Source organism: Leclercia sp. UBA5958 (assembly GCF_002430365.1).
Taxonomy (GTDB): domain Bacteria; phylum Pseudomonadota; class Gammaproteobacteria; order Enterobacterales; family Enterobacteriaceae; genus Enterobacter; species Enterobacter pneumoniae.
Window position 1 is genome coordinate 584,587 of record NZ_DJCE01000012.1, and the last position, 23,326, is coordinate 607,912.

The window sequence follows — 23,326 nt, forward strand, 5'->3', positions numbered from 1 at the left end:
CACTAAAAAACACGTCACCCTTTATCGTTTGGATTGAGGGCTGCTGTCAACCGTTGTTGCACTTCAAGTTGCAGGTCATTATTAAGGCCACGCCGGTCGGCGGTGGCGATTATAAATAAATCTTCTACTCGCTCACCGATTGTCGTAATTCTGGCACCGTGGAGCGAAATACCGAGGTCGGCAAAGATCTGCCCGACCCGTGCCAACAGCCCTGGCTGATCCAGCGCAATGAGCTCCATAAAGGATTTGCGATCGGTATGGGTTGGCAGGAAATTAACCTCGGTGTCCACGGTAAAGTGACGCAGTTTTGCCGGCTGGCGACGCGGCTGCGGCGGCTGCCAACTGCTCTGGGTGATCGCCTGCTCCAGTCCGAAGCGGATCGGCTCGTGGCGGTCTGACGCCAGCGGGCTGCCGTCCGGCTCCAGCACGATAAAGGTGTCCATCGCCATACCGTCGCGGGTGGTAAAAATCTGTGCGTCGTGCACGCTCAAATTACGTCTATCCAGCTCGGCACAGACCGCAGCGAACAGATATGGTCTGTCCGGGCTCCAGATAAAGATCTCCGTTCCGCCGCGCGTGGCCTGTGGGCTAAGCAGAATGAGCGGTTTGGTGAGGTCGTGCTTCAACAGATGTCGCGCGTGCCATGCCAGCTGATTTGGCGTATGACGCACAAAGTAATTAGCGCGACAGCGCGCCCAGATCTGGTGCAGCGCCTCTTCATTAATACTCTCCATGCGCAATAATGCTAACGCCTGTAGCTGATGGTGGCGCACGCGTTCACGCATGTCTGGCGTATTCTGCATCCCGCGTCGTAGCTGTTTCTCCGTGGCAAAGTAGAGCTCGCGGAGCAAACTCTGCTTCCAGCTATTCCATAAGGATTCGTTGGTAGCGCAGATATCAGCTACCGTCAGGCACACCAGGAAGCGCAGACGATTCTCAGTCTGTACCTCTTCGGCAAACTGCTTGATCACCTCCGGATCCTGGATATCTCGCCGTTGCGCGGTGACCGACATCAACAGGTGATGACGAACCAGCCAGGCGACCAGCTGCGTTTCGCGTGAATTCAGTCCGTGAAGCTCGGCGAATTTCAGTATGTCTTGCGCACCCAGCACGGAGTGGTCTCCGCCCCGGCCTTTAGCAATATCGTGGAACAGGGCAGCAATAAGGATCAGCTCCGGATGGTTCAGGCGCGGCCAGAGCTCTACGCAGAGCGGATGCTGGCTCCGGGTCTCTTCCCGGGCGAAGCTTTCCAGCTTCAGCAATACGCGAATGGTGTGTTCATCCACGGTGTAGGCATGGAAAAGATCGAACTGCATCTGTCCGACAATATGTGACCACTGGGGCATATAGGCCCAGAGCACGCTGTGGCGGTGCATGGGCAGTAGCCCGCGTTTCACGGCACCCGGATGGCGAAGCATGCTAAGAAACAGCGAGCGGGCTTCCGGGATGTAGCACAGCGGCTGGCGAAGGTGACGCCGAGCGTGGCGCAGATGGCGCAGAGTCGTAGAGTAGATCCCGGTAATCGTGCTGTTACGCACCATGGTATAAAACATCCGCAGGATCGCTTCTGGCTCACGGATAAAAAGCGTTTCGTCGCGCAGGTCGATAAGCGTGCCGCGCAACTGGAAATCGTCGTCAATGGGGCGCGGTTTTTCATCGGCGGTGAGCGCCAGAATGGCTTCATCAAACAGCTGGAGCAGCATTTGATTCAGCTCGGTGACGCGACGGGTGACGCGGTAGAAGTCTTTCATCATCTGTTCTACCGGCTCGTTCCCTTCGCCGCTATAGTTCAGGCGCTGCGCGACGCTAAGCTGCCTGTCGAACAGCAGGCGGTTATCGTAGCGTGTGATTTCCAGATGCAGCGCGAAGCGGATACGCCAAAGCAGGTGCAGACACTCATTCAGCTCAATACGTTCGGCGGGGGTTAAAAAACCAAAGCCGACCATCTCATCGAGCGAGGTGGCCCCGAAATGGCGACGAGCGACCCATTGCAGGGTGTGGATATCGCGCAGGCCGCCGGGGCTACTTTTAATATCCGGCTCCAGGTTATAACTGGTGCCGTGATAACGCTGGTGACGTACCTGCTGTTCGTCGACCTTGGCGGCAAAGAATTTTTCTGAAGGCCAGAATCCGTCGCTGAAAATGTGCTTTTGCAGCTCCAGAAATAGCGCGACGTCGCCGATCAGGAGGCGAGTCTCAATCAGGTTGGTAGCGACGGTAAGATCCGCTAAGCCCTCGAGCAGACACTCTTCCAGGGTGCGCACGCTGTGGCCCACTTCCAGCTTCACGTCCCACAGCAGCGTCAACAGCTCACCAATTTTTTGCGCCTGATCGTCGGGCAGCTTTTTACGGCTCAGGATTAACAGGTCGATATCCGACAGGGGGTGCAGTTCGCCGCGGCCATAACCGCCCACCGCAACCAGCGCCACGTCGCTAATTTGGCCAAAGCCATAATCAATCCACAGGCGCTGTAACAGCTGATCAATAAATTCAGTGCGCGCTTCGATGAGTGATTCGGCAGAGATCCCGCTGTCGAATGCTTCACCCAGCCAGTGCTGGAATGTGTCGATATGCGCTTTAATGTCGGCACAGGTGAGATCTGTCTTCGGCCAGACGCCGGGGTTATCCGGCTGGCCGGGCAGGGTGGGGAGTGCCGTGTTGGCATACTGTTCGGGTAAAAGGTTACTCATAGCGCGCCACCCATAAGAAAATATGATAGCCATTAAAAAAGCCGGCATTTGCCGGCTTCTTATCATTCGTTGTGCGAGAGTATCGCCGGGATGGTGTCATCCTTGCGTAACGTCATTATTTCGCAGCCGTTATCTGTCACCACAATAGTATGCTCGTACTGCGCAGACAAGCTTCTGTCTTTGGTTTTCACCGTCCAGCCATCTTTCATGGTGCGGATACGGTAGTCACCGGCGTTAACCATCGGTTCAATGGTAAACGTCATCCCTTTTTGCAGCACCACGCCGCCGTCGTCAGCATCGTAATGCAGCACCTGCGGCTCTTCGTGGAAGACGCGGCCAATACCGTGACCGCAATACTCGCGAACCACAGAAAAACCTTCCGCTTCAACGAATTTCTGAATGGCTGCACCGATAGTGCGCAGGCGAATGCCAGGCTTCACCATTTTCAGCGCCAGGTACAGGCTCTCCTGGGTAATACGGCACAGGCGTTCGCCCTGAATCGTCGGCTTACCGACGATGAACATTTTTGAGGTGTCGCCGTGGTACTCGTCTTTAATCACGGTCACATCGATATTGACGATGTCGCCATCTTTCAGCAGTTTTTCGTCGTCCGGAATACCGTGACACACCACTTCATTAATAGAGATGCAGACGGATTTCGGGAAACCGTGATAGCCGAGGCAGGCGGAGACCGCGTGCTGCTCGTTCACGATATAATCATTACAGATACGGTCCAGTTCGCCGGTGCTCACGCCCGGTTTGACGAACGGCTCGATCATTTCCAGCACTTCGGCGGCCAGACGACCGGCAACGCGCATCTTTTCAATTTCTTCAGGTGTCTTAATAGAGATAGCCATGTAATCTGTCCATCGGTGTCGATTTTTTCGACAATACTAGTCTGAGTGCTGACAATGGTATCAGTCAGGCGTACTGCCTGCCAAATTGAGAATCAGAAGCAGCACGCACGGCCAACAACAGTTGGTTTCTGGTGGCGTTTTGTGGTATAAAGCGCGCCGGACTTCCGATCCATCTCAGATACACAGGGTGGACGGAAGCGACAAATCTCACTTTGTGTAATAACACACACGTATCGGCACATATTCCGGGGTGCCCTTTGGGGTCGGTAATATGGGATACGTGGAGGCATAACCCCAACTTTTAATATAGAGGTTTTAAACATGGCAACTGTTTCCATGCGCGACATGCTCAAGGCTGGTGTTCACTTCGGTCACCAGACCCGTTACTGGAACCCGAAAATGAAGCCTTTCATCTTCGGCGCACGTAACAAAGTTCACATCATCAACCTTGAGAAAACTGTACCAATGTTCAACGAAGCCCTGGCTGAGCTGAACAAGATTGCTTCCCGTAAAGGTAAGATTCTGTTCGTTGGTACTAAGCGCGCTGCAAGCGAAGCTGTGAAAGATGCTGCTAACAGCTGCGACCAGTTCTTCGTGAACCATCGCTGGTTGGGCGGCATGCTGACCAACTGGAAAACCGTTCGTCAGTCAATCAAACGCCTGAAAGATCTGGAAACTCAGTCTCAGGACGGTACTTTCGACAAGCTGACTAAGAAAGAAGCGCTGATGCGCACTCGTGAACTGGACAAGCTGGAAAACAGCCTGGGCGGTATCAAAGATATGGGCGGCCTGCCAGACGCGCTGTTCGTAATCGATGCAGACCACGAGCACATCGCAATCAAAGAAGCTAACAACCTGGGTATCCCGGTATTCGCTATCGTTGATACCAACTCCGATCCGGACGGTGTTGACTTCGTTATCCCGGGTAACGACGACGCAATCCGTGCTGTTAGCCTGTACCTGAGCGCTGTAGCTACTACCGTTCGTGAAGGCCGTTCCCAGGATCTGGCTTCTCAGGCGGAAGAAAGCTTCGTAGAAGCTGAATAATAAGGTTTTACCCCTTATTAGTACCGTGTATGAATAGGGGCCCATTACCGGCCCCTTTTTTCAATTTATACTGTTTGGCCTCTGGCCGGGCAGTTCACATCTCCCGAGGATTTAAGAATGGCTGAAATTACCGCATCCCTGGTAAAAGAGCTGCGTGAGCGTACTGGCGCAGGCATGATGGATTGCAAAAAAGCGCTGACTGAAGCGAACGGCGACATCGAGCTGGCAATCGAAAACATGCGTAAATCCGGTGCGATCAAAGCAGCTAAAAAAGCAGGCAACGTTGCTGCTGACGGCGTGATCATCACCAAAATCGACGGCACCTACGGCATCATTCTGGAAGTTAACTGCCAGACTGACTTCGTTGCTAAAGATGGCGGTTTCCAGGCATTTGCGAACAAAGTACTGGACGCAGCTGTTGCTGGCAAAATCACTGACGTTGAAGTGCTGAAAGCTCAGTTCGAAGAAGAGCGTGTTGCGCTGGTTGCTAAAATCGGTGAGAACATCAACATCCGTCGCGTTTCTTCTCTGGAAGGCGAAGTACTGGGTTCTTACCAGCACGGCGCACGTATCGGTGTTCTGGTTGCGGCTAAAGGCGCTGACGAAGAGCTGGTTAAACAGCTGGCAATGCACATCGCTGCAAGCAAACCAGAATTCGTTAAGCCAGAAGACGTGTCTGCTGAAGTGGTAGAGAAAGAGTACCAGGTTCAGCTGGACATCGCGATGCAGTCTGGTAAGCCAAAAGAGATCGCAGAGAAAATGGTTGAAGGCCGCATGAAGAAATTCACCGGCGAAGTTTCTCTGACTGGTCAGCCTTTCGTAATGGACCCAAGCAAGTCTGTTGCTCAGCTGCTGAAAGAGCACAACGCTGACGTAACTGGCTTCATCCGCTTCGAAGTGGGCGAAGGCATTGAGAAAGTTGAGACTGACTTCGCAGCAGAAGTTGCTGCAATGTCCAAGCAGTCTTAATCAGCGAAAAGAAGCCGCCTGAGGGCGGCTTCTTTTTGTCACCCGTCATATAAAATCAGACTGGCTCTAGTATCGCTGTTCTGGTTTGCGGCTTAACATGTCGCCAGAATTAACCCCCATCTTAATCGTTGACAGTCTCAGGAAAGAAACATGGCTACCAATGCAAAACCCGTGTACAAACGCATTCTGCTTAAGCTGAGTGGCGAAGCGCTGCAGGGATCAGAAGGCTTCGGTATTGACGCAAGCATCCTTGACCGCATGGCACAGGAAATCAAAGAACTGGTCGAACTGGGTATCCAGGTTGGCGTGGTCATTGGCGGTGGTAACCTTTTCCGTGGTGCTGGTCTGGCGAAAGCGGGGATGAACCGCGTTGTGGGCGACCATATGGGAATGCTGGCTACCGTGATGAATGGTCTGGCCATGCGTGACGCTCTGCACCGTGCCTATGTGAACGCGCGCCTGATGTCCGCGATTCCGCTGAATGGCGTGTGCGACAATTACAGCTGGGCAGAAGCGATTAGCCTGCTGCGTAACAACCGTGTGGTGATCCTCTCCGCCGGTACCGGTAATCCGTTCTTTACTACCGATTCCGCGGCCTGCCTGCGCGGTATCGAAATCGAAGCCGATGTGGTGCTGAAAGCCACCAAAGTGGATGGCGTGTTTACTGCCGATCCGGCAAAAGATCCTTCAGCCACCATGTACGATCAGCTGACTTACAGCGAAGTGCTGGATAAAGAGCTGAAAGTAATGGATCTTGCCGCCTTCACGCTGGCTCGTGACCACAAACTGCCGATTCGTGTCTTCAACATGAACAAGCCTGGCGCGCTGCGTCGCGTCGTGATGGGCGAAAAAGAAGGCACTTTGATCACGGAATAATTTCCGTCGGCGACAAATACAGGTAAGATTCCGCTTTACTTTGTAGTGAATTCTCACCTGGACGCGCCTTTGGCGCTGTCATGATTTAAACGCGACTATACTTAGCACAGCCCGTGAGGCCGTGCTGGCGGATAGTCTGCCTGAGACAAGTTTTCAAGGATCCGTAACGTGATTAGCGATATCAGAAAAGATGCTGAAGTGCGCATGGACAAATGCGTAGAAGCGTTCAAAAACCAAATCAGCAAAGTGCGCACCGGTCGTGCTTCCCCAAGCCTGCTGGATGGCATTGTTGTTGAATACTACGGTACGCCAACTCCGCTGCGCCAGCTGGCGAGCGTCACGGTAGAAGATACCCGTACGCTGAAAATCAACGTCTTCGATCGTTCTATGGGTCCAGCCGTTGAGAAAGCGATCATGGCCTCCGACCTGGGTCTGAACCCAAGCTCTGCGGGTACTGATATCCGCGTTCCGCTGCCTCCGCTGACGGAAGAGCGTCGTAAAGAGCTGATCAAAGTTGTTCGTGGTGAAGCTGAAGGCGCGCGTGTCGCCGTACGTAACGTACGTCGTGATGCGAACGACAAAGTGAAAGCCCTGCTGAAAGAAAAAGAGATCAGTGAAGATGATGATCGTCGTTCTCAGGACGATGTTCAGAAGCTGACTGACGCTGCTATCAAAAAAGTCGATGCGGCGCTGGCAGACAAAGAAGCGGAACTGATGCAGTTCTGATTTCTGACGTAATCTGATAAAACGCCGTCCAGAAGGCCTTTATGGCTTTGCTGACGGCGTTTTGCTTTGCTGGTTTCACTATTTCCGGACATCTCATGAAGCAATTAACTCTTCTCGGCTCAACCGGCTCCATTGGTTGCAGCACCCTCGACGTCGTTCGCCATAATCCTGAACACTACCGCGTTACTGCGCTGGTGGCGGGGAAGAATGTCTCGCGCATGGTGGAACAGTGTCTGGAATTCACACCCCGCTATGCGGTGATGGATGATGACGAGAGCGCACGTCAAGTGAAACGGCTGCTGTCAGAGCAGGGGAGCCGCACTGAGGTGTTGAGTGGCCAGCAGGCGGCGTGCGAAATGGCAGCGCTGGATGACGTCGATCAGGTTATGGCGGCGATTGTGGGCGCGGCGGGCTTGTTGCCTACGCTTGCGGCAATTGACGCCGGTAAAACAGTTTTACTGGCGAATAAAGAGTCGTTAGTCACCTGTGGGCGGTTGTTCATGGAGGCGGTAAAACAGAACGGTGCCAGCTTGTTGCCGGTGGATAGCGAACATAACGCGATTTTTCAGAGTTTACCGCAACCTTTTCAACAGAACCTGGGGTACGCTGATCTGGAGCAAAATGGGGTCTCCTCCATATTGCTTACCGGGTCTGGTGGCCCTTTTCGCGACACGCCTTTGTCCGATCTGAGCGCAATGACGCCCGATCAGGCTTGCCGTCATCCGAACTGGTCGATGGGACGTAAAATTTCCGTCGATTCCGCCACCATGATGAATAAAGGTCTGGAATACATTGAAGCCCGATGGTTGTTTAATGCCTCTGCAAAGCAGATGGAGGTATTGATTCATCCGCAATCGGTGATTCACTCGATGGTGCGTTATCTGGACGGCAGCGTGTTAGCGCAATTAGGCGAACCGGATATGCGTACGCCTATCGCACATACGATGGCGTGGCCAAACCGCGTAGTCTCTGGTGTGAAGCCGCTCGATTTTTGCAAATTAAGTTCGTTAACGTTTAATGCGCCTGATTACCAACGCTACCCTTGCCTTAAACTGGCAATGGAGGCTTTTGATCAAGGCCAGGCCGCAACGACGGCGCTTAATGCCGCCAATGAAATCGCGGTGGCCGCGTTTTTAGCGCAACAGATCCGCTTCACGGATATTGCCGAATTAAATCAGCGGGTGCTTGAAACGATGGATTTACGCGAACCGCAAAGTGTCGATGATGTGCTGGCCGTAGATATGCAAGCAAGGGGAGTGGCGCAAAAAGCGGTGACCCACCTCGCAAGCTGGTGATAAACCAGCCACTAGTGGTCATGCTATTTGTTAGCGTTGGGCTTCAGTGATATAGTCTGCGCCACCCAATCGCACGTATTTGGCTTATCGTGATTGGGGCAGCCGTGGTTGAACACGGCTTTTTTACGTAAAGGCTTCAGTATTCCTGAGTACCGTTAAATCCTTTCAGGGACTAAAAACGCGTTATGTTGTCTGCGAATCAACCAATGAGCGAAAACTTGCCAGCACATGGCTGTCGCCATGTAGCAATCATCATGGATGGCAATGGCCGCTGGGCGAAAAGACAAGGGAAGATCCGAGCCTTTGGGCATAAAGCTGGGGCGAAATCTGTGCGCCGTGCCGTTTCTTTTGCCGCCAATAACGGCATTGATGCGTTAACGCTCTATGCTTTCAGCAGTGAAAACTGGAATCGACCGGCGCAGGAAGTAAGCGCGTTGATGGAATTGTTTGTGTGGGCGCTAGACAGCGAAGTAAAAAGCCTGCACCGCCACAACGTTCGCCTGCGCGTCATTGGTGATACCAGTCGTTTTAATGCACGTCTGCAAGAACGCATTCGTAAAGCGGAAGCGCTAACCGGACAAAACACCGGCCTGACGCTGAATATCGCGGCGAATTACGGTGGACGGTGGGATATTATCCAGGGCGTTCAGCATTTGGCTGAACAAGTTCAGGAAGGGCTGTTACGGCCGGACCAGATTGATGAAGAGGCGCTGAGCAAGCAAATCTGCATGAGTGAACTTTCTCCCGTGGATTTAGTAATTAGGACAGGGGGAGAACATCGCATTAGTAACTTTTTGCTTTGGCAAATTGCCTATGCCGAACTTTACTTTACAGATGTTCTTTGGCCCGATTTTGACGAACAAGACTTTGAAGGTGCGCTGCATGCCTTTGCCAATCGAGAGCGTCGCTTCGGTGGCACCGAGCCTGGTGGCGACGACGCCTGATGGGGGTAGCTTTTGCTGAAGTATCGCCTGATTTCTGCTTTTGTTTTAATACCCATTGTCATCGCGGCGCTGTTTCTATTGCCTCCGGTGGGATTTGCCATTGTTACGCTGGTTGTCTGTATGCTGGCAGCGTGGGAATGGGGGCAACTTAGTGGTTTTACTTCGCGCTCACAGCGGGTATGGCTGGCGGTACTCTGCGGCCTGATTCTGGCGCTGATGCTGTTTATGCTGCCGGAGTATCATCATAATATCCATCAACCTCTGGTCGCGGGATCGCTGTGGCTATCGCTGGTCTGGTGGCTGGCTGCGCTATTGCTGGTGCTCTTCTATCCGGGGTCGGCAGCGCTATGGCGTAACTCTAAAACGCTGCGCCTGATTTTCGGGCTCTTCACCATCGTTCCCTTCTTTTGGGGAATGCTCGCGCTGCGAGCCTGGCACTATGACGATAACCACTACAGCGGCGCAATCTGGTTGCTTTATGTGATGATTCTCGTCTGGGGGGCTGACTCCGGTGCCTATATGTTTGGTAAACTGTTTGGCAAACATAAACTGGCACCAAAAGTGTCACCGGGTAAGACCTGGCAGGGGTTCATCGGCGGGCTGTTTACCGCAGCGATTATCTCCTGGGGATATGGCGTTTGGGCCAACCTCGAGGTGGCTCCGCTAACATTGCTGGTTTGCTCTATTATTGCGGCTCTGGCCTCCGTGCTGGGCGATTTAACCGAGAGCATGTTCAAGCGTGAAGCAGGGATTAAAGACAGTGGCCATCTGATTCCGGGGCACGGTGGTATCCTGGATCGTATAGACAGCCTGACAGCAGCCGTTCCGGTGTTTGCTTGCCTGTTTTTGCTGGTATTTGGAACGATTTAACGGAAGGTTTTATGCTTAGCATTCTCTGGAATCTGGCGGCATTCATCGTTGCACTGGGTGTGTTAATTACCGTGCATGAATTTGGCCATTTCTGGGTTGCTCGGCGCTGTGGCGTGCGGGTAGAGCGTTTCTCTATCGGCTTTGGTAAGGCTCTCTGGCGCCGTACCGATCGCCAGGGAACAGAATATGTAATCGCCCTTATTCCGCTCGGGGGTTACGTTAAAATGCTTGATGAGCGCGTAGAGCCGGTCGCACCCGAAATGCGCCACTACGCGTTCAATACCAAATCTGTCGGCCAGCGCGCCGCCATCATCGCTGCCGGTCCGGTAGCAAACTTTATCTTCGCCGCTTTCGCCTACTGGCTGGTGTTTATCATCGGAGTCCCTGGTGTTCGTCCGGTTGTTGGTGAAATAACTCCCAACTCCATCGCGGCGAGCGCGCAAATTGCCCCAGGCATGGAACTTAAAGCGATTGATGGTATCGAAACCCCTGATTGGGATGCGGTGCGGTTGCAGCTGGTTGCCAAAATTGGTGATGAGCAGACCACGCTAAGCGTTGCAAACTTTGGCGATAACCAGCGTCAGAATAAGGTTCTGGATTTACGCCACTGGGCATTCGAACCAGATAAAGAAGATCCCGTTGCTGCATTGGGTATCCGTCCGCGCGGTGCGCAGATTGAATCCGTGCTTGCAGAAGTACAGGATGGGTCCGCCGCAAGCAAAGCAGGTTTGCAAGCGGGCGATAGGATCGTTAAAGTCGATGGTCAGCCATTAACGCAGTGGATGACCTTTGTTAATCTGGTGCGCGATAATCCAGGTACGCCGTTGGCGCTGGAGGTTGAAAGGCAGGGGAGTCCGCTCTCCTTAACGCTTATCCCGGATACTAAATCGGGTGGCGGAAAGGCTGAGGGGTTTGCTGGCGTGGTGCCAAAAGTGATCCCGCTGCCTGATGAGTACAAGACAATACGCCAGTATGGGCCGTTCAGCGCCATTCTTGAAGCCACGGATAAAACATGGCAAATGATGAAGCTGACGGTTCAAATGCTGGGGAAATTGATTACTGGTGACGTAAAACTGAACAACCTCAGTGGGCCGATTTCGATCGCTCAGGGGGCTGGGATGTCAGCAGAGTTCGGGGTGATTTACTACCTGATGTTTCTTGCGCTCATTAGCGTGAACCTCGGGATAATCAACCTGTTCCCACTTCCGGTGTTAGACGGGGGGCATCTGCTGTTTTTAGCGATTGAGAAGCTAAAAGGCGGGCCGGTGTCCGAGCGAGTTCAAGACTTTAGTTATCGCATTGGCTCGATTTTGCTGGTGCTGTTAATGGGGCTTGCACTTTTCAATGATTTTTCTCGGTTGTAATAGAGATAGTTAGGAAGAACGCATAATAACGATGGCGATGAAAAAGTTGCTCATAGCGTCGCTGCTGTTTAGCAGCGCCACCGTATACGGTGCTGAAGGGTTCGTAGTGAAGGATATTCATTTCGAAGGTCTTCAGCGTGTCGCCGTTGGTGCGGCCCTCCTCAGTATGCCAGTGCGCCAAGGCGACACGGTTAATGATGAAGACATCAGTAACACCATTCGCGCGTTGTTTGCCACTGGCAACTTCGAGGACGTCCGCGTCCTGCGCGATGGTGATACTTTACTGGTTCAGGTGAAGGAACGCCCGACGATTGCCAGCATCACCTTCTCCGGCAACAAGTCGGTGAAAGACGATATGCTCAAGCAGAACCTTGAAGCGTCTGGCGTGCGTGTCGGTGAATCCCTGGACCGAACTACCCTCTCCGATATCGAAAAAGGGCTGGAAGATTTCTACTACAGCGTGGGTAAATACAGCGCGAGCGTAAAAGCCGTTGTGACCCCGCTGCCGCGTAACCGCGTTGACCTGAAGCTTGTCTTCCAGGAAGGGGTGTCCGCGAAAATCCAGCAGATCAACATCGTGGGCAACCATGCGTTCAGCACCGATGAACTGATCTCCACTTTCCAGCTGCGCGACGAAGTGCCGTGGTGGAACGTGGTAGGCGATCGCAAATACCAGAAACAGAAACTGGCGGGCGACCTTGAAACCCTGCGTAGTTACTATCTGGACCGCGGCTATGCCCGTTTCAATATCGACTCAACGCAAGTGAGTCTGACTCCGGACAAGAAAGGCATCTACATTACCGTTAACATTACTGAAGGCGATAAATATACGCTTTCTGGTGTTGAAGTGAGCGGTAACCTCGCCGGCCATTCTGCTGAGATCGAGAGCCTGACCAAACTGCAGCCGGGTGAACTGTATAGCGGTGCGAAAGTCACCAAAATGGAAGACGGCATTAAAAAGCTGCTCGGCCGTTATGGTTACGCTTACCCACGCGTTCAGACCCAGCCAGAAATCAACGACACGGATAAAACCGTTAAGCTGCACGTGAATGTCGATGCAGGTAACCGTTTCTACGTGCGTAAGATCCGTTTTGAAGGGAACGACACCTCCAAAGATGCCGTTCTGCGTCGCGAAATGCGTCAGATGGAAGGGGCCTGGCTTGGCAGCGATTTGGTTGACCAGGGTAAAGAGCGTCTGAACCGTCTGGGCTACTTTGAAACGGTCGATACCGATACCCAACGCGTGCCTGGCCGTCCGGATCAGGTCGACGTGGTTTATAAGGTTAAAGAGCGTAACACCGGTAGCTTCAACTTCGGTGTTGGCTACGGTACGGAAAGTGGCGTGAGCTTCCAGGTGGGCGTTCAGCAGGATAACTGGCTGGGCACGGGTTATTCCGTCGGTATCAACGGTACCAAGAATGACTATCAGACCTATTCAGAGTTCTCCGTCACTAACCCGTACTTCACCGTTGACGGTGTGAGTCTCGGTGGTCGTATTTTCTATAACGACTTTAAAGCTGACGATGCCGATCTGTCCTCCTATACCAACAAAAGTTATGGTCTGGATGGAACACTTGGCTTCCCGATTAACGAATACAACACCCTGCGTGCAGGTTTAGGTTACGTACATAACGACCTGTCCAACATGCAGCCGCAGGTGGCGATGTGGCGTTATCTGGACTCTATCGGGCAATCAGCTAGCACTTCCAGCGATGACAATGGCTTTGCTGCGGATGACTTCACCTTCAACTACGGGTGGACATATAACCGCCTTGACCGTGGTTTCTTCCCGACGGAAGGTTCACGTGTCAACCTGAACGGTAAAGTAACTATCCCAGGTTCCGATAACGAGTTCTACAAAGTAACGCTGGATACCGCGTCCTACTTCCCAATCGACGACGATCATAAATGGGTTGTCCTGGGTCGTACCCGCTGGGGTTACGGTGATGGGTTGAGTGGCAAAGAGCTGCCATTCTACGAAAACTTCTATGCAGGTGGTTCCAGCACCGTACGTGGCTTCCAGTCCAATAACATTGGTCCGAAAGCGGTCTACTACGGCGGTAATGACGAAGATAACTGCGCGAAGAGCTCCTCAAGCGAAGTCTGTAGTTCCGATGACGCAGTGGGCGGTAACGCAATGGCTGTCGCCAGCCTGGAGTTCATCACACCTACACCGTTTATCAGCGACAAGTATGCTAACTCCGTACGTACTTCCTTCTTCTGGGATGCGGGTACCGTATGGGATACCAACTGGGATAACACGGCTCAGATGCGTGCGGCAGGTGTTCCAGACTATAGCGATCCAGGCAACATTCGCATGTCTGCAGGTATCGCATTACAATGGATGTCACCGCTGGGGCCGTTGGTCTTCTCCTACGCCCAGCCGTTTAAGAAATACGATGGAGACAAAGCGGAACAATTCCAGTTTAACATTGGTAAAACCTGGTAATTATCCGCAGCAAAGGAATGTGATGGCAGTGTAGCGCTGACAACTGGCGATCGCATGATCGCCTTGCCACGCAAAGAACGGTACCTTCGGGTGCCAATGGGATGGTAAGGAGTTAATTGTGAAAAAGTGGTTATTAGCTGCAGGCCTCGGTTTAGCGATGGCTACCTCTGCTCAGGCAGCGGACAAAATTGCAATCGTGAACATGGGTAACCTGTTCCAGCAGGTTGCGCAGAAAACCGGTGTTTCTGCAACACTGGAGAACGAGTTCAAAGGCCGTGCTGGCGAACTTCAGCGCATGGAAAACGATCTGCAATCTAAAATGCAGCGTCTGCAGCGTGATGGTTCTACCATGAAAGCAAGCGAGCGCAGCAAGCTGGAGAAAGACGTAATGGCTCAGCGCCAGACCTTCTCTCAGAAAGCACAGGCTTTCGAGCAAGATCGTCAACGTCGCTCTAACGAAGAACGTGGCAAACTGGTTACCCGTATCCAGTCAGCTGTGAAAAGCGTTGCTGCCGATCAGAGCATCGATCTGGTTGTAGATGCTAACGCCGTTGCCTTCAACAGCAGCGATGTAAAAGACATCACCGCTGATGTACTGAAACAGGTTAAATAAGTAATGCCTTCAATTCGACTGGCTGATTTAGCTCAGCAGTTGGATGCAGAATTACACGGTGATGGCGATATCGTCATCACCGCTGTTGCGTCCATGCAATCCGCTAAAGCAGGCAATATCACTTTCATGGTAAGTCCTAAATACCGTGAACATCTGGCTCAATGCCAGGCGTCTGCTGTCGTGCTGACGATGGACGATCTGCCTTTTGCCTCCGGAAGCGCGCTGGTAGTAAAAAACCCCTACCTGACGTATGCCCGTATGGCACAAATTCTTGATACCACGCCGCAGCCAGCGCATAACATCGCACCCAGTGCGGTGATTGACCCGACGGCGCAGCTGGGTAATAACGTTTCTATCGGCCCGAATGCGGTTATTGAATCAGACGTTGTGCTGGGCGATAACGTGGTCATCGGCGCGGGTTGCTTCGTAGGTAAAAAAACCAGAATTGGCGCAGGTTCTCGCTTGTGGGCCAACGTCTCGGTTTACCATGAGATTGAAATTGGCGAAAACTGCCTGATCCAGTCCAGCACCGTTATCGGTTCGGATGGGTTCGGTTATGCCAACGATCGCGGCAACTGGGTGAAGATCCCGCAGTTGGGGCGCGTGATCATCGGCGATCGCGTTGAAATCGGCGCATGCACCACAATCGACCGTGGCGCGCTGGATGACACGATAATCGGTAATGGTGTTATCATCGATAATCAATGCCAGATTGCACATAATGTAGTGATTGGCGACAATACTGCCGTTGCTGGTGGCGTGATTATGGCTGGCAGCCTGAAGATTGGCCGTTACTGTATGATTGGCGGTGCCAGCGTCATTAACGGGCATATGGAAATATGCGACAAAGTGACGGTGACCGGGATGGGTATGGTTATGCGTCCTATCACCGAGCCGGGCGTATATTCCTCGGGCATTCCGCTGCAACCTAATAAGGTGTGGCGTAAAACAGCTGCTCTGGTGATGAATATTGATGATATGAGCAAGCGCCTCAAGGCTATTGAGCGCAAATTCGATCAACAAGACTAAGCGTTCATTCATGTAACGCAAACTTCCCGGCCTGTCGGCTTTCTTTTAAACCGGCAGGCCGTGTTATTATTGCTATTCAGAATTTTTAGACAGGAAGAGTATTTTGACTACTGACACTCATACTCTGCATATTGAAGAGATTTTAGAGCTTCTGCCTCACCGCTACCCGTTCTTACTGGTAGATCGTGTGCTGGATTTTGAAGAAGGTCGTTTTCTGCGCGCAGTGAAAAATGTCTCCGTAAATGAGCCATTCTTCCAGGGGCATTTCCCTGGTAAGCCTATCTTTCCGGGTGTATTGATCCTGGAAGCAATGGCTCAGGCAACCGGTATTCTGGCGTTTAAAAGCGTGGGTAAACTGGAGCCGGGTGAATTGTATTACTTCGCTGGTATCGATGAAGCGCGCTTTAAGCGCCCAGTCGTACCAGGTGATCAGATGATCATGGAAGTGACTTTTGAGAAAACGCGTCGCGGCCTGACTCGCTTCAAAGGTGTTGCTCTGGTTGACGGCAAAGTTGTTTGCGAAGCTACCATGATGTGCGCGCGTAGCCGGGAGGCCTGATACGTGATTGATAAATCCGCCTTTATTCATCCAACCGCCATTGTGGAAGAGGGTGCCATTATTGGTGCCAATGTCCATATTGGCCCGTTCTGTATTGTTGGACCCCATGTCGAAATTGGTGAGGGTACCGTACTGAAATCTCACATTGTCGTTAATGGTCAGACGATCATTGGACGCGATAATGAGATTTATCAGTTCGCCTCCATCGGTGAAGCTAACCAGGATCTTAAATATGCTGGTGAGCCGACCCGTGTGGAAATCGGCGATCGTAACCGCATTCGCGAAAGCGTCACCATTCATCGTGGCACAACTCAGGGTGGTGGATTGACGAAGGTGGGCAGCGATAACCTCTTTATGGTCAATGCGCATATTGCGCACGACTGTACGGTAGGCAACCGCTGCATCCTCGCCAACAATGCAACGCTGGCGGGACACGTATCGGTTGACGATTTCGCAATCATTGGTGGCATGACCGCAGTCCATCAGTTCTGCATCATTGGTGCACACGTGATGGTCGGCGGCTGCTCCGGTGTGGCGCAAGATGTTCCGCCGTATGTGATTGCGCAGGGCAACCACGCAACGCCGTTTGGCGTCAATATCGAAGGTCTGAAGCGTCGTGGCTTTACGCGCGAAGCCATTACCGCGATCCGCAATGCGTACAAAATTATGTACCGTAGCGGTAAAACGCTGGAAGAGGCTAAGCCGGAAGTTTCTGCCCTGGCGGAACAGCACCCTGAGGTGAAGGCGTTCACCGATTTCTTTGAACGCTCAACCCGCGGCCTGATTCGTTAATGGTTGATAACCGCCCGCTTACGATAGCCCTGGTCGCCGGAGAAACCTCCGGCGATATTCTTGGTGCCGGTCTTATTCGCGCGCTCAAAGCCCGCGTTCCCAACGCCCGCTTTGTGGGGGTGGCTGGTCCGCTGATGCAGGCCGAAGGCTGTGAAGCCTGGTACGAAATGGAAGAGCTCGCGGTGATGGGCATTGTTGAAGTGCTGGGTCGCCTGCGTCGTCTGCTGCACATTCGTGCCGATCTTACCCGTCGTTTTACTGAACTCGAGCCCGATGTGTTTGTCGGTATCGACGCGCCCGATTTCAATATTACCCTTGAAGGGAATTTGAAAAAGACGGGCATTAAAACCATTCATTATGTCAGTCCGTCCGTCTGGGCGTGGCGACAGAAACGCGTTTTCAAAATAGGCAGATCGACCAATCTGGTACTGGCCTTCCTGCCTTTCGAAAAAGCGTTTTACGACAAATTCAATGTTCCGTGCCGCTTTATCGGCCACACCATGGCCGATGCCATGCCGCTGGATCCCGATAAAAACGCAGCACGTGATGTATTAGGTATTCCACACGACGTACACTGCCTGGCTCTGCTGCCCGGCAGTCGTGGTGCGGAAGTGGAGATGCTCAGCGCCGATTTTCTGAAAACGGCGCAGATCCTCCGCCAAACCTACCCCGATCTGGAAGTGGTCGTGCCGCTGGTCAATGCGAAACGGCGCGAGCAATTTGAACGCATCAAAGCGGAAGTTGCGCCAGAACTGCATGTCCGCCTGCTGGACGGTAAAGGGCGGGAAGCAATGGTGGCAAGCGATGCCGCGCTGCTCGCTTCAGGAACGGCAGCGCTGGAGTGCATGCTGGCCAAATGCCCGATGGTGGTTGGCTATCGCATGAAACCGTTCACCTTCTGGCTGGCGAAACGTCTGGTGAAGACGGACTATGTTTCGTTGCCAAACCTGCTCGCCAGGCGCGAGCTGGTTAAAGAGTTGCTGCAGGATGAGTGTCAACCGCAGCAGCTTGCCGAGGCGCTACTGCCGTTGCTGGCCAATGGCAAAACCAGTCATGAGATGCACGATACCTTCCGCGAACTGCATCAGCAGATCCGCTGTAATGCCGATGAGCAAGCGGCAGATGCGGTGCTGGAGTTAGCAAAATGATGGAATTTATCTATCCACACACGCACCTGGTGGCGGGTGTGGATGAAGTCGGTCGTGGGCCGCTGGTAGGGGCGGTGGTGACTGCTGCCGTTATTCTCGATCCGGCTCGCCCCATCGTCGGGCTAAACGATTCAAAAAAGCTCTCAGAAAAACGTCGTCTGGCGTTATACGATGAGATCAAAGAGAAGGCGCTGGCCTGGAGCCTCGGGCGCGCAGAGCCGCATGAAATTGACGAGCTGAATATTCTCCATGCCACCATGCTGGCGATGCAGCGCTCGGTGGCGGGGCTGGCAATTGTGCCGGAATATGTGCTGGTTGATGGTAATCGCTGTCCGGCATTGCCAATGCCCTCCCTGGCGGTGGTGAAAGGCGACAGCCGTGTCGCGGAAATCAGTGCGGCCTCCATTCTTGCTAAGGTCACTCGCGATGCCGAGATGGCCGCGCTGGATCTCACATTTCCCCAGTACGGCTTCGGCCAGCACAAGGGGTATCCTACCGCTTTCCATCTGGAAAGGCTGGCAGAACATGGCGCAACGGAACATCACCGCCGCAGTTTTGGGCCGGTGAAACGCGCGATGGGACAGGTGTCCTGAATCAAGACGCAAGCAATTAAGTAACGCGGAATCTGAAGATGGCTGAACCACGTTTCGTACACCTGCGGGTGCACAGCGACTACTCCATGATTGATGGGCTGGCGAAAACCGGGCCGCTGGTAAAAAAGGCGGCTGCACTCGGCATGCCTGCGCTGGCGATCACCGATTTTACTAACCTGTGTGGTCTGGTGAAGTTCTACGGGGCAGCGCACGGCGCCGGGATGAAACCGATCATCGGGGCTGATTTCCACGTTCAGAGCGAACTGCTCGCTGATGAGATGACCCAAATCTCCGTCCTGGCGATGAACAATACCGGTTATCAGAACCTGACGTTGTTAATTTCCCGCGCCTATCAGCGTGGCTACGGCGCGCTGGGCCCCTGGATCGACAGAGAGTGGCTGGCCGAACTGAATGAAGGGCTACTGCTGATCTCCGGCGGACGCATGGGTGACTTAGGTAAATGCCTGATGCGTGGTAACAGCGCGCTGGTCGAGCAGTGTGTCGACTTTTATCAGACGCATTTCCCGGACCGTTTTTACCTGGAGCTGATTCGTACCGGTCGTCCTGATGAAGAGAGCTACCTTCATGCGGCAGTTGCGCTTGCTGAAGCGCACGGTTTGCCGGTGGTCGCAACCAATGACGTTCGCTTTATTAACGCTGACGACTTTGATGCGCATGAAATTCGCGTCGCCATTCACGACGGTTTTACGCTCGACGACCCCAAGCGCCCGCGCAACTACTCTGCGCAACAGTACATGCGCAGCGAAGAGGAGATGTGTGAACTCTTCTCTGATATCCCCGAAGCGCTAGAAAACAGCGTTGAGATTGCAAAACGTTGTAACGTCACGGTACGCCTGGGCGAGTATTTCCTGCCGCAGTTCCCGACCGGGGATATGACCACCGAAGATTTCCTGGTCATGAAATCGAAAGAGGGGCTGGAAGAGCGTCTCGAATTCCTCTTCCCCGATCCGGCGGTTCGGGCAGAAAAGCGTCCTGAATATGACGAACGCCTGGATATCGAGCTTCAGGTTATCAACCAGATGGGCTTCCCTGGGTACTTCCTTATCGTAATGGAGTTTATCCAGTGGTCGAAGGATAACGGCGTGCCGGTTGGGCCGGGCCGTGGCTCTGGTGCGGGCTCATTAGTCGCCTACGCGCTAAAAATTACCGATCTCGACCCGCTGGAATTTGACCTGCTGTTCGAACGTTTCCTTAACCCGGAACGTGTCTCGATGCCTGACTTCGACGTCGACTTCTGTATGGAGAAGCGCGACCAGGTCATTGAACACGTTGCGGATATGTATGGCCGTGATGCGGTATCCCAGATCATTACCTTCGGTACCATGGCGGCGAAAGCGGTTATCCGCGACGTTGGCCGCGTGCTGGGGCACCCTTATGGCTTCGTCGACCGCATCTCAAAACTGGTGCCGCCTGATCCCGGTATGACCCTGGCGAAAGCCTTTGAAGCCGAGCCGCAGCTGCCGGAAATTTACGAGGCCGACGAAGAGGTTAAAGCGCTGATCGACATGGCGCGTAAGCTTGAAGGCGTAACACGTAACGCCGGTAAGCACGCCGGTGGCGTGGTTATCGCACCAACTAAAATTACCGATTTTGCGCCGCTGTATTGCGATGAAACGGGCTCACACCCGGTCACGCAGTTCGATAAGAACGACGTAGAATACGCGGGCCTGGTGAAGTTTGACTTCCTGGGTCTGCGAACGCTCACTATCATCGACTGGGCGTTGAAAATGATCAACCCACGTCGGGCAAAGCAGGGACTGGAGCCGATTGACATCGCCGCCATCCCGCTCGACGACAAGAAAAGTTTCGATATGCTGCAGCGCTCGGAGACCACCGCGGTCTTCCAGCTTGAATCCCGCGGCATGAAAGATCTGATCAAACGTCTGCAGCCTGACTGCTTCGAAGATATGATCGCACTGGTGGCTCTGTTCCGTCCGGGGCCGCTACAGTCCGGCATGGTAGATAACTTTATAGACCGTAAACACGGCCGTGAAGAGCTCTCGTATCCGGACGTTCAGTGGCAGCATGAGAGCCTGAAGCCGGTACTGGAGCCGACCTACGGCATCATCCTGTATCAGGAACAGGTGATGCAGATAGCCCAGGTTCTCTCCGGGTACACCCTCGGCGGCGCGGACATGCTGCGTCGTGCGATGGGTAAGAAAAAGCCGGAAGAGATGGCCAAGCAGCGTTCTATCTTTGAAGACGGCGCGAAAAAGAACGGCATCGACGGCGAACTGGCGATGAAAATCTTCGACCTGGTAGAGAAATTCGCCGGTTATGGATTTAACAAATCGCACTCTGCGGCCTATGCTTTGGTCTCGTATCAAACGCTGTGGCTAAAGGCGCACTATCCCGCTGAGTTTATGGCTGCGGTCATGACGGCCGATATGGACAACACCGAGAAGGTGGTTGGCCTGGTAGACGAATGCTGGCGTATGGGGTTAAAGATCCTGCCGCCGGATATCAACTCGGGCCTGTACCATTTCCACGTTAACGACGACGGGGAGATTGTGTACGGCATTGGCGCGATCAAAGGGGTAGGTGAAGGTCCTATCGAAGCGATCATCGACGCCCGCAACGAGGGCGGTTATTTCCGCGAGCTGTTTGATCTGTGCGCCCGAACTGATACGAAAAAGCTTAACCGTCGCGTGCTTGAAAAATTGATCATGTCCGGCGCGTTTGACAGACTGGGGCCGCACCGCGCCGCACTGATGAACTCGCTAGGCGATGCTCTGAAGGCCGCCGATCAGCATGCAAAAGCGGAAGCTATTGGACAGGCAGATATGTTCGGCGTGCTGGCCGAAGAGCCAGAACAGATTGAGCAGTCTTACGCCAACTGCCAGCCGTGGCCAGAGCAGGTGGTGCTGGATGGGGAACGTGAAACGTTAGGCTTGTACCTGACGGGACACCCGATCAACCAGTACATTAAAGAAATTGAGCGCTATGTCGGAGGCTACCGCCTGAAAGACATGCATCCGACAGAACGTGGTAAAATTACCACGGCTGCGGGGCTCGTGATTGCTGCAAGGGTAATGGTCACCAAGCGCGGCAATCGTATTGGCATCTGTACGCTGGATGACCGTTCCGGGCGACTGGAGGTGATGTTATTCACCGACGCGCTGGATAAATACCAGCAATTGCTGGAAAAAGACCGCATACTTATCGTCAGCGGACAGGTCAGCTTTGATGACTTCAGTGGGGGGCTTAAAATGACCGCCCGCGAAGTGATGGACATTGACGAAGCCCGGGAAAAATATGCTCGCGGGCTTGCTATCTCGCTGACGGACAGGCAAATTGATGACCAGCTTTTAAACCGACTCCGTCAGTCTCTGGAACCCCACCGCTCGGGGACAATTCCAGTACATCTCTACTATCAGAGGGCGGATGCGCGCGCACGACTGCGCTTTGGCGCAACGTGGCGTGTCTCTCCGAGCGATCGTTTATTAAACGATCTCCGCGGCCTCATTGGTTCGGAGCAGGTGGAACTAGAGTTTGACTAATACAGGAATACTATGAGTCTGAATTTCCTTGATTTCGAACAGCCGATTGCAGAGCTGGAAGCGAAAATCGATTCTCTGACCGCGGTTAGCCGTCAGGATGAAAAACTGGATATTAACATCGACGAAGAAGTGCATCGTCTGCGTGAAAAAAGCGTAGAACTGACGCGCAAAATCTTTGCCGATCTCGGCGCATGGCAGGTTGCCCAGCTGGCACGCCATCCTCAGCGTCCGTACACCCTGGATTATCTCCGCCTGGCGTTTGATGAGTTTGACGAGCTGGCAGGCGATCGCGCCTACGCGGACGATAAAGCCATTGTGGGCGGTATCGCACGTCTCGATGGTCGCCCGGTGATGATCATTGGTCATCAGAAAGGCCGTGAAACGAAAGAGAAGATCCGTCGTAACTTCGGTATGCCTGCACCAGAAGGCTACCGTAAAGCCCTGCGTCTGATGGAGATGGCTGAGCGTTTCAACATGCCCATCATCACCTTTATCGACACCCCGGGCGCGTATCCGGGTGTGGGCGCCGAAGAGCGCGGCCAGTCTGAAGCCATTGCCCGTAACCTGCGTGAAATGTCTCGCCTGAACGTGCCGGTTATCTGCACCGTTATCGGTGAAGGTGGCTCCGGCGGTGCGCTGGCGATTGGTGTGGGTGATAAAGTGAATATGCTGCAGTACAGCACCTATTCCGTTATCTCACCAGAAGGTTGCGCCTCTATTCTGTGGAAGAGCGCTGATAAGGCGCCGCTGGCGGCAGAAGCGATGGGTATTATCGCCCCGCGTCTGAAAGAGCTGAAGCTGATCGACACCGTGATCCCGGAGCCGCTGGGTGGCGCGCACCGCAATCCGGAAGCGATGGCCGCATCGTTGAAAGCACAGCTGCTGGCCGATCTGGCCGATCTCGATGTGCTGAGCAAAGAAGACCTGCTCAACCGTCGTTATCAGCGACTGATGAGCTACGGTTACGCCTAAGGCGTTTCATTA

19 protein-coding genes are annotated in these 23,326 nt (G+C 53.5%); 17 read left to right on the forward strand and 2 right to left on the reverse strand.

The annotated features are described in order from the left end of the window. Window positions 1-14: 14 nt before the first annotated feature. Complete coding sequence (gene glnD / locus B2Q93_RS21050; RefSeq protein WP_207293027.1) at window positions 15-2,690, reverse strand: bifunctional uridylyltransferase/uridylyl-removing protein GlnD; 2,676 nt, start codon at window positions 2,688-2,690, stop codon at window positions 15-17. A gap of 62 nt (window positions 2,691-2,752) precedes the next feature. After that, complete coding sequence (map, locus tag B2Q93_RS21055) at window positions 2,753-3,547, reverse strand: type I methionyl aminopeptidase (RefSeq protein WP_040077097.1); 795 nt, start codon at window positions 3,545-3,547, stop codon at window positions 2,753-2,755. 321 nt (window positions 3,548-3,868) lie between these two features. On the opposite strand from map, the gene rpsB reads away from it, so the two are divergent. The 17 genes from rpsB to accA all read left to right on the forward strand — a co-directional run bounded on the left by rpsB (window position 3,869) and on the right by accA (window position 23,314). After that, a complete protein-coding gene (gene rpsB / locus B2Q93_RS21060) occupies window positions 3,869-4,594 on the forward strand; it encodes a 30S ribosomal protein S2 (protein WP_040077096.1) in 726 nt (241 codons plus the stop codon). A 117-nt stretch (window positions 4,595-4,711) separates the two neighbouring features. Then, window positions 4,712-5,563 carry a translation elongation factor Ts gene (gene tsf / locus B2Q93_RS21065; RefSeq protein ID WP_028015579.1) on the forward strand — a complete coding sequence of 284 codons (852 nt, stop codon included), beginning with the start codon at window positions 4,712-4,714 and terminating at the stop codon, window positions 5,561-5,563. A gap of 150 nt (window positions 5,564-5,713) precedes the next feature. Continuing rightward, entirely contained in the window at window positions 5,714-6,439 is a 726-nt protein-coding gene (gene pyrH / locus B2Q93_RS21070; RefSeq protein WP_004098747.1) for a UMP kinase, read from the forward strand. Window positions 6,440-6,607: 168 nt separating this feature from the next. After that, entirely contained in the window at window positions 6,608-7,165 is a 558-nt protein-coding gene (gene frr / locus B2Q93_RS21075; protein ID WP_040077093.1) for a ribosome recycling factor, read from the forward strand. Between the two features lie 95 nt (window positions 7,166-7,260). Beyond that, window positions 7,261-8,460 (forward strand): 1-deoxy-D-xylulose-5-phosphate reductoisomerase, encoded by a 1,200-nt coding sequence (gene ispC / locus B2Q93_RS21080; protein ID WP_286934407.1) that lies wholly within the window; start codon window positions 7,261-7,263, stop codon window positions 8,458-8,460. 185 nt (window positions 8,461-8,645) lie between these two features. Continuing rightward, window positions 8,646-9,404 carry a (2E,6E)-farnesyl-diphosphate-specific ditrans,polycis-undecaprenyl-diphosphate synthase gene (ispU, locus tag B2Q93_RS21085; RefSeq protein ID WP_040077092.1) on the forward strand — a complete coding sequence of 253 codons (759 nt, stop codon included), beginning with the start codon at window positions 8,646-8,648 and terminating at the stop codon, window positions 9,402-9,404. Between the two features lie 12 nt (window positions 9,405-9,416). Continuing rightward, window positions 9,417-10,274, forward strand: a complete 858-nt coding sequence (cdsA, locus tag B2Q93_RS21090) for a phosphatidate cytidylyltransferase (RefSeq protein ID WP_040077091.1) — start codon at window positions 9,417-9,419, stop codon at window positions 10,272-10,274. A gap of 11 nt (window positions 10,275-10,285) precedes the next feature. Continuing rightward, window positions 10,286-11,638, forward strand: a complete 1,353-nt coding sequence (gene rseP / locus B2Q93_RS21095; RefSeq protein WP_212477337.1) for a sigma E protease regulator RseP — start codon at window positions 10,286-10,288, stop codon at window positions 11,636-11,638. A gap of 31 nt (window positions 11,639-11,669) precedes the next feature. After that, window positions 11,670-14,087: an outer membrane protein assembly factor BamA gene (gene bamA, locus B2Q93_RS21100; RefSeq protein WP_040077089.1), complete on the forward strand. Its 2,418-nt coding sequence runs from the start codon at window positions 11,670-11,672 to the stop codon at window positions 14,085-14,087. A 118-nt stretch (window positions 14,088-14,205) separates the two neighbouring features. Beyond that, window positions 14,206-14,700 (forward strand): molecular chaperone Skp, encoded by a 495-nt coding sequence (gene skp / locus B2Q93_RS21105; RefSeq protein WP_040077088.1) that lies wholly within the window; start codon window positions 14,206-14,208, stop codon window positions 14,698-14,700. Between the two features lie 3 nt (window positions 14,701-14,703). Further along, complete coding sequence (gene lpxD, locus B2Q93_RS21110; protein WP_286934411.1) at window positions 14,704-15,729, forward strand: UDP-3-O-(3-hydroxymyristoyl)glucosamine N-acyltransferase; 1,026 nt, start codon at window positions 14,704-14,706, stop codon at window positions 15,727-15,729. 103 nt (window positions 15,730-15,832) lie between these two features. Continuing rightward, window positions 15,833-16,288 carry a 3-hydroxyacyl-ACP dehydratase FabZ gene (gene fabZ / locus B2Q93_RS21115; RefSeq protein WP_007373234.1) on the forward strand — a complete coding sequence of 152 codons (456 nt, stop codon included), beginning with the start codon at window positions 15,833-15,835 and terminating at the stop codon, window positions 16,286-16,288. A gap of 3 nt (window positions 16,289-16,291) precedes the next feature. Then, the gene (lpxA, locus tag B2Q93_RS21120; RefSeq protein WP_286934414.1) at window positions 16,292-17,080 is read left to right on the forward strand and encodes an acyl-ACP--UDP-N-acetylglucosamine O-acyltransferase; all 789 of its coding nucleotides are present in this window, start codon (window positions 16,292-16,294) and stop codon (window positions 17,078-17,080) included. Then, window positions 17,080-18,228 carry a lipid-A-disaccharide synthase gene (lpxB, locus tag B2Q93_RS21125; RefSeq protein ID WP_046884951.1) on the forward strand — a complete coding sequence of 383 codons (1,149 nt, stop codon included), beginning with the start codon at window positions 17,080-17,082 and terminating at the stop codon, window positions 18,226-18,228. The genes lpxA and lpxB overlap by 1 nt, the downstream gene beginning before the upstream one ends. Then, a complete protein-coding gene (rnhB, locus tag B2Q93_RS21130) occupies window positions 18,225-18,821 on the forward strand; it encodes a ribonuclease HII (RefSeq protein WP_286934415.1) in 597 nt (198 codons plus the stop codon). Before lpxB ends, rnhB begins: the two co-directional genes overlap by 4 nt. A 38-nt stretch (window positions 18,822-18,859) precedes the next feature. Then, on the forward strand, window positions 18,860-22,342 hold the full coding sequence (dnaE, locus tag B2Q93_RS21135) for a DNA polymerase III subunit alpha (protein ID WP_040077083.1): 3,483 nt from the start codon (window positions 18,860-18,862) through the stop codon (window positions 22,340-22,342). 12 nt (window positions 22,343-22,354) lie between these two features. Further along, window positions 22,355-23,314 carry an acetyl-CoA carboxylase carboxyl transferase subunit alpha gene (gene accA / locus B2Q93_RS21140; RefSeq protein ID WP_040077082.1) on the forward strand — a complete coding sequence of 320 codons (960 nt, stop codon included), beginning with the start codon at window positions 22,355-22,357 and terminating at the stop codon, window positions 23,312-23,314. Window positions 23,315-23,326: the final 12 nt, after the last annotated feature.

Coding starts and splice junctions, on each gene's coding strand:
- map (WP_040077097.1), bottom strand. CDS start 3,547: ATGGCTATCTCTATTAAGACACCTGAAGAAATTGAAAAGATGCGCGTT.
- dnaE (WP_040077083.1), top strand. CDS start 18,860: ATGGCTGAACCACGTTTCGTACACCTGCGGGTGCACAGCGACTACTCC.
- lpxD (WP_286934411.1), top strand. CDS start 14,704: ATGCCTTCAATTCGACTGGCTGATTTAGCTCAGCAGTTGGATGCAGAA.
- rseP (WP_212477337.1), top strand. CDS start 10,286: ATGCTTAGCATTCTCTGGAATCTGGCGGCATTCATCGTTGCACTGGGT.
- rpsB (WP_040077096.1), top strand. CDS start 3,869: ATGGCAACTGTTTCCATGCGCGACATGCTCAAGGCTGGTGTTCACTTC.
- bamA (WP_040077089.1), top strand. CDS start 11,670: ATGGCGATGAAAAAGTTGCTCATAGCGTCGCTGCTGTTTAGCAGCGCC.
- pyrH (WP_004098747.1), top strand. CDS start 5,714: ATGGCTACCAATGCAAAACCCGTGTACAAACGCATTCTGCTTAAGCTG.
- lpxB (WP_046884951.1), top strand. CDS start 17,080: ATGGTTGATAACCGCCCGCTTACGATAGCCCTGGTCGCCGGAGAAACC.
- accA (WP_040077082.1), top strand. CDS start 22,355: ATGAGTCTGAATTTCCTTGATTTCGAACAGCCGATTGCAGAGCTGGAA.
- tsf (WP_028015579.1), top strand. CDS start 4,712: ATGGCTGAAATTACCGCATCCCTGGTAAAAGAGCTGCGTGAGCGTACT.
- rnhB (WP_286934415.1), top strand. CDS start 18,225: ATGATGGAATTTATCTATCCACACACGCACCTGGTGGCGGGTGTGGAT.
- ispC (WP_286934407.1), top strand. CDS start 7,261: ATGAAGCAATTAACTCTTCTCGGCTCAACCGGCTCCATTGGTTGCAGC.
- glnD (WP_207293027.1), bottom strand. CDS start 2,690: ATGAGTAACCTTTTACCCGAACAGTATGCCAACACGGCACTCCCCACC.
- ispU (WP_040077092.1), top strand. CDS start 8,646: ATGTTGTCTGCGAATCAACCAATGAGCGAAAACTTGCCAGCACATGGC.